Origin of the sequence: Pedobacter sp. (genome assembly GCF_045628745.1) — a bacterium.
GTDB lineage: Bacteria > Bacteroidota > Bacteroidia > Sphingobacteriales > Sphingobacteriaceae > Pedobacter.
On the sequence record NZ_JAZQPU010000330.1, the window covers coordinates 1 to 6,722 of the forward strand.

8 protein-coding genes and 1 pseudogene are annotated in these 6,722 nt (G+C 40.2%); 7 read left to right on the forward strand and 2 right to left on the reverse strand.

Translation table 11 applies throughout. The features are described 5' to 3' along the window. Positions 1 to 249, reverse strand: a 249-nt coding sequence (locus tag ACR2F7_RS12160) for a DUF6428 family protein (protein WP_432713830.1), incomplete at its 3' end; no start/stop codon positions are given. A 37-nt stretch (positions 250 to 286) separates the two neighbouring features. Beyond that, the gene (locus tag ACR2F7_RS12165) at positions 287 to 616 is read right to left on the reverse strand and encodes an ArsR/SmtB family transcription factor (protein ID WP_432713831.1); all 330 of its coding nucleotides are present in this window, start codon (positions 614 to 616) and stop codon (positions 287 to 289) included. Positions 617 to 771: 155 nt separating this feature from the next. Here ACR2F7_RS12165 and ACR2F7_RS12170 point away from each other — a divergent pair, with 155 nt between their 5' ends. The 7 genes and pseudogenes from ACR2F7_RS12170 to ACR2F7_RS12200 form a co-directional block, all read left to right on the forward strand. After that, positions 772 to 1,416, forward strand: coding sequence for a Crp/Fnr family transcriptional regulator (locus ACR2F7_RS12170; RefSeq protein ID WP_432713832.1), 645 nt, complete (start codon positions 772 to 774; stop codon positions 1,414 to 1,416). Positions 1,417 to 1,484: 68 nt separating this feature from the next. Then, positions 1,485 to 2,276, forward strand: a complete 792-nt coding sequence (locus ACR2F7_RS12175) for a sulfite exporter TauE/SafE family protein (RefSeq protein ID WP_432713833.1) — start codon at positions 1,485 to 1,487, stop codon at positions 2,274 to 2,276. A 59-nt stretch (positions 2,277 to 2,335) separates the two neighbouring features. Next, entirely contained in the window at positions 2,336 to 2,893 is a 558-nt protein-coding gene (locus ACR2F7_RS12180) for a YeeE/YedE family protein (protein WP_432713834.1), read from the forward strand. Positions 2,894 to 2,896: 3 nt separating this feature from the next. Next, a complete protein-coding gene (locus tag ACR2F7_RS12185) occupies positions 2,897 to 3,310 on the forward strand; it encodes a DUF6691 family protein (RefSeq protein ID WP_432713835.1) in 414 nt (137 codons plus the stop codon). A gap of 39 nt (positions 3,311 to 3,349) precedes the next feature. Further along, positions 3,350 to 4,687, forward strand: a complete 1,338-nt coding sequence (locus ACR2F7_RS12190) for an MBL fold metallo-hydrolase (protein ID WP_432713836.1) — start codon at positions 3,350 to 3,352, stop codon at positions 4,685 to 4,687. Positions 4,688 to 4,781: 94 nt separating this feature from the next. Then, positions 4,782 to 6,296 (forward strand): xylulokinase, encoded by a 1,515-nt coding sequence (locus tag ACR2F7_RS12195; protein WP_432713837.1) that lies wholly within the window; start codon positions 4,782 to 4,784, stop codon positions 6,294 to 6,296. Positions 6,297 to 6,343: 47 nt separating this feature from the next. Further along, positions 6,344 to 6,722: pseudogene (locus ACR2F7_RS12200) on the forward strand (xylose isomerase); the annotation flags it as partial.

Consider the following 6,722-nt stretch of genomic DNA (forward strand, 5'->3'; position numbering starts at 1 on the left):
CTTGTTTACTTTCATGGCTTGTTCATTTGCTGCTGCGGCAGGTTCCCAAAGTTGCACAATGACTTCTGTCCAGCTGTTCATTACACCACCACAATCTACAGAAACAATAGGTGCCTGTTTAATTTCGGTGATATGGTAATTCGGGGCTACAAATTTGCCTTCCGCATATTGAAATTGTAAAGTTTGCTCAGGGTTTGCTTGTAATTTAGATTTGAAGGTTTGCCAGGTGGTTAATTCCGTAGTATTCATGATTTTTTAATTTAAATGTTACATTTATTAATATTGTTTAGCAACAATTAGCGGCTCCTTTATAGGTGCTAAAAAAGGTGCTGAGTTGTGTTTTTAGCTTTTTCCAGGTAATAGGGTTAATACAGTAACAAACCGTTACACCTTCAATAGTTCCCTGAATGATGCCTGCAGTTTTCAATTCTTTCAAATGTTGCGATATGGTAGCTTGTGCCAATCCTAATTCTTCAACTAAGTCGCCGCAGATGCAAGTGTCAACGGCAATAATTTTTTGCAGTATGGCAATCCTTGCTGGGTGAGCAATAGCCTTGAGCAAGCTGGCTAGCTCATTCTGCTCTTGAGTAAATATTTCTGTCTTTGTGAGTCCCATATTTGTATATTGCAATATTACGATTAAATAAGGTAAAGAGAAAGTCAAATTCAAAAAAAAACCTAAAGCACAGGCCGACCAATTGCGGCTGCATTGTATAGGAGATGGAATTTGAGTAAATTCGCTGATAGCTTTATTGGATCAATTACATACCCATGAATAATCAACCCAGTGTTATCAATTATTTAAATACACTTTTTCCTCAATTTGAGCCTGCCTTAAAAAAAGTGCTGGAGGAAAATGCTGTGGTGAAGACTTTCAATGCGGGTGATCTGCTGATTCAAACGGGTCAGAACATGCGCTCAACAATGTTGATTGTAGAAGGAGCGGTTAAATTATACCGTGAAGGTAACGAGGGGCAAGAATTTTTCATGTATAACCTGTTTCCCGGAAATGCTTGTGCACTTTCCCTTATTTGTGCAGCAAAACAGCAAACAAGTGAGGTAATGGCAAAAGCAATGGAGCAGACCACCGTGCTGATGATTCCTGTTGCACTCATGGATAAGTTGATGCAAAACTACCGTACTTGGTATTACTTTGTCATTGAAACCTATAGGTTAAGATTTGAAGAACTACTGGAAGTTATTGATCATATTGCGTTTAAAGCTATGGATCAACGCCTGGAGGTTTACCTCTCCAATCAATTCAAAGACATGAAAAAAAGAGAACTTGTCATTACTCATGGAGAAATTGCCCGCGACCTTAATTCTTCAAGAGAAGTGATTTCGCGCTTACTCAAAAAAATGGAACAGCGGGGCGAGGTTATATTGCACCGCAATTACATTGAATACCTGTTGTAAAGTCTTGTGTGACTAAAGTTACCGTTATCTCCATAATTGAACATGATATTTGCATAAGATTTATAGTCATGGAGATAATTGCTTACATCGCATCGGTATTTATTGGGATTTCCCTGGGCCTCATTGGAGGTGGAGGATCAATCCTTACTGTACCGGTTATGGTCTACTTGTTCGGTGTGAGTCCTTTGCTTGCCACTTCCTATTCTTTATTTATTGTTGGTACAACAAGTATGGTGGGCGCTTACCAAAACGTCAGAAAGGGTGATGTCAATTTTAAAACAGTAGCCTTGTTTGGCTTGTCGTCTATAACCACGGTATTCCTTACCCGGAATTACATCATTCCTCGTATACCTGCACATCTTTTCAATATTGGTCAATTTGAAGTGACGGAAAATTTTCTAACCATGGTATTGTTTGCCCTCCTGATGTTGGCGGCAGGTTATGCCATGATTATACCCGGTAAAAATAAGGGAAAGGAACCTGTTATTCCATTGAAAGTGCCTTTAGGCAAGTTATTATTTTATGGTTTAATTATAGGGTTGGTTACCGGATTATTAGGTGCTGGTGGAGGATTTTTATTGATTCCCATGCTGGTCATCCTGGTTCATTTACCCATGAAAGAGGCTGTAGGTACATCCTTGCTGATCATTTCTTTGAATTCTTTAATAGGATTTAGCGGAGATATCGGTCATTTTACCATCAACTGGTATTTTCTTCTTAAAATTTCCTTTATTGCTATTGCCGGCGTGATGATTGGAGGATGGATCAATAAAAAAGTTCAAGGAGAGAAGCTCAAAAAAGGCTTTGGCTGGTTTGTGCTGTTTATGGCGGGTTACATCCTGCTCAAAGAATTACTTTAATTCCTTCATTGTATAAAAATAATTAATAATCGGATCTTGGATCCTCATCAAATAAACATATGTTAGCATTACTCAAACAACCCTGGCCATGGTACACCTCCGGAGCGGCAATAGCCCTTATTATGGTCGGTCTTCTTTACTTCGGTAAATCTTTTGGCTTTTCCTCCAACTTGCGGACACTCTGCAGCATGGCTGGAGCAGGTAAAAAAATTAAGTTTTTCGACTTCGATTGGAAAGCTCAACGATGGAATTTATTGTTCCTGGTTGGAGCTATTATTGGAGGATTCCTTTCCTCAACCGTTCTCTCCAATGATCAGCCTATGGCTTTATCGGCCGCTACAGTGGCAGACCTGCAACATTTAGGTGTGCCCTTTGATGGTGGCATGAACCCTGAACAGCTCTTTGACCTGCATGCACTTGCCTCTTTTAAAAATATTGTATTGCTGTTAGCTGGTGGATTGATGGTTGGTTTTGGCACCAGGTATGCTGGCGGATGTACTTCTGGACATGCCATTAGTGGCTTGTCAAACTTACAACTTCCTTCTTTAATTGCGGTAATTGGCTTCTTTATAGGCGGCCTCATGATGACACATTTATTTTTCCCTTTAATTTTTTAAAATATGAAATTCCTTAAATATATATTAACAGGTATTTTCTTTGGTATAGTGATGGCAAAATCTGAAGCTATCTCCTGGTACCGCATCCAGGAAATGTTTCGTTTTCAGTCCTTCCATATGTACGGAATCATCGGTACAGCGGTTGTGCTGGGTGCCTTAGCTGTTTATTTAATTAAAAAGTTCCAGGTCAGGGATCTTCACAAGGAGCCTATTACTTTTAAAGATAAAGACATGAGCTGGCGTAAATACTTATTTGGCGGCACTATTTTCGGCCTTGGCTGGGCATTAACCGGCGCTTGCCCGGGACCTATATTTGTCAACATCGGTTATGGTTTTGTAGGGATGATTTTAGTTGCTTTAGGCGCTGTTTCAGGCACTTTTATTTATGGTGTCATTAAAGATAATTTACCCCATTAATCAACTTTGCCATAATGCTTTACCTAATTTTTTGATACCATGAAAATTCAACAATTTGAAAATAAGTTCCTTTCTCATTTTAGTTATGCCATATTAAGCGAAACGGCACAACAAGTAATTTTAATTGATCCTTCCCGAAATCCGCAACCCTATTTGGATTATGCAAATGAACATAACGCACAGATTGTTGGGGTCATTGAAACACATCCTCATGCAGATTTTGTAAGCTCACACCTGGAGTTTTATGAAAAATATAAGGTGCCTGTTTATGTGAGCAGCCTGGCTTTGGTAAGTTACCCTTTTGCGCCTTTAGATGAGGGTGCTGTTTTAGAAATTGGGGAAATGAGGTTAAAAGCATTAAATACCCCCGGACATTCCCCAGACAGTATCTCTATTGTTTTAGAATGTGAGGGTAAAGATGTTGCTGTTTTTACAGGGGATACTCTTTTTATCGGAGATTGTGGAAGACCAGATTTAAGGGAAAACGGTGGAAATGAATATGAAGCCAGAGTCTATTTAGCGCAACAAATGTATGCTTCCTTAAGAAATAAACTGATGAAGTTAGCTGATGAGGTATTGCTCTATCCGGCACATGGTGCAGGAACTTTATGCGGTAAGGTAGTAGGTAACGCCCACAGCAGCACCATAGGCGCTGAAAAAATGAGTAACTGGTCGCTACAGGAAATGACTGCAGGTGATTTTGTAAAAGAACTCACGGCCGATCAGCCTTTTATTCCACTTTATTTCCCTTACAACGTTCAATTAAATAAACAGGGCGCAGCAGCATTTAATTCAAGCATTGAAAAGGTTAAAATCTATAGGGGCAATGTGCCATTAGAAAAAGACATTTGGATTGTAGACAGCAGGGATGAAAAATCTTTTAAAGCTGGGCACCAAATGCATTCCGTCAATATCATGGAAGGCCCAAAGTTTGAAACCTGGCTGGGAAGTATCATAAAACCCCTGGAAGCATTCTATTTAGTTGCTAAGGATGAAGCAACACTGAAAGCTTTAATCCAAAGAACGGCTTCCATAGGTTATGAAGCACAACTTAAAGGAGCTTATTTTGCGCCGGAAGGTGAGCTGAGGAGTAATCAATTTGATCTGGAGGCGTTTAAAAAAGATCCGTCGCAATATACAATAGTAGATGTAAGAAATGAAGTTGAAACCCGCAATGTAAAAATCTTCCCACATAGTTTGTCTATCCCTTTAGGAGAATTAAGAGCTCATATTCTTAGTCTGCCGTTAGATAAACCGATTGCAGTACACTGCGCCGGTGGGTACAGAAGTGCTGCTGCGAGCGCTTTGCTAGAGGCTGAGCTGAATGGGAAGGCTAAGGTTTACGATATCGGCGAGCATATTAAAGATTTTATTTAAGATAAAAGGGATAATTATTTGTGGTTAATCAGAATACTATTACCTTTATGCAACCGTTTGCATAGACAGGTGTTCAAATTAATTTACAAATTGTATGTACTTATTAGGGATCGATATAGGCACTTCTTCCATTAAAGTTGCTGTGGTTGATGTAGCGACACAAAAATGTGTGGCAACCACTCAATTTCCAGAAGAAGAGACCGAGATTAAAACTGTAAAACCAGGGTGGGCAGAGCAAAACCCGAAAGATTGGTGGGCAAATGCCCAGCAAGCCATTCTGAAATTAAATGCTAGCGGAAAATACGATCCTAAAGAAATTAAAGCCATAGGTATAGCTTACCAGATGCATGGCCTGGTGGTGGTCGATAAAGCCCAACAGGTTTTAAGAGATAGCATTATCTGGTGCGATAGTCGTTCTGTAGCTTTAGGAGAAACTGCTTTTGAGGCCATCGGACAGGAGAAATGCCTGGAACACCTGCTCAATTCACCGGGAAACTTTACGGCATCTAAATTAGCTTGGGTAAAAGCAAATGAGCCTGAAATATATGCACAGATAGACAAGATTATGCTTCCAGGCGATTATATAGCCATGAAGCTAACGGGAAATATTACTACCAGTATCCCAGCCTTATCAGAAGGCATTTTCTGGGATTTTAAAAATGACAGTCTCTCCGCAGATTTAATGAGTCATTATGGTTTTGCCGAAGACCTCATCCCGACCATCAAACCTTTATTTGCTGTCCACGGTGAAGTCAATGCAATTGTTGCACAAGAATTGGGATTATCGGAGGGCATACCAGTATCTTATAAAAGTGGCGATCAGCCTAACAATGCACTTTCTTTAAATGTATTAAAACCTGGAGAAGTTGCCGCCACCGCTGGAACATCCGGGGTTATATATGGCGTCAGCGATTCCCTCACTTTCGATCCACAGTCCAGAGTCAACACTTTTGCACATGTTACTTACTCAGCATCAAAGAAACATACCGGTGTACTCTTGTGTATCAACGGCACGGGAAGTATGTATCGATGGGCAAAAGCACAATTTGCACCCGACCTTTCTTACCCTGTATTAAATGAATTGGCAGCTACAGCCCCTGTAGGAAGTAAAGGCTTGAGGGTATTGCCTTTTGGCAATGGGGCAGAAAGAATGCTAAATAACAAATATACAGGTGCACAGTTGCTGGGCATAGATTTGAATGTACACCGTCGGGAAGATATTTTTAGGGCCGTGCAGGAAGGTATTGCCTGTGCTTTCCGTTATGGCTTAGACATCATGCGCGAAAATGGCATGCAACCTACAGTGATTCGTGCAGGCCGCGCTAACTTATTTTTAAGCGACCTTTTTGCGCAGACTTTTGTTAATGTAACCGGGGTGCCTGTAGAATTATATGAAAATGATGGAAGCGTAGGGGCTGCCTTAGGCGCAGGCATAGGTTCCGGGATTTTTAAAAATGCCGAAGCTGCCTTTACCCAACAGGAAGTGATTAAATACCTCGAGCCTACAGATACAGAAACTTATGAGGCCATTTATGCCGATTGGAAAGCCTTGTTAGTCAAAGCACTCCAGGAAGATAAATATGTAGAAGGTTTGCATACAGCAGAGTAGCCATAAAAGAATAGAAATAAGAATTAAGAACCACATAATTAAATAAAATGATCAAAGTAGTTTCAGGAGAAAAAGAATTTTTCAAAGGTATAGACCAAATCCAGTTTGAAGGTTTAGAAAGCGATAATCCGCTAGCATTCAGGTGGTATGATGCCAACCGTGTTGTTGCCGGTAAAACAATGAACGAGCATTTTAAATTTGCCTGTGCTTACTGGCATTCCTTTAATGGCAATGGAGCCGATCCTTTTGGTGGGGCCACACATAATTTCCCATGGGATGAGAAAAAAGACGCTATAGAAAGAGCAAAAGATAAAATGGATGCGGCCTTCGAATTCATTACTAAAATGCAATTGCCTTATTATTGTTTTCACGATGTTGATGTGGTGGATTACACCAATGATGTTGCTGAAAATGAACAACGTTTAC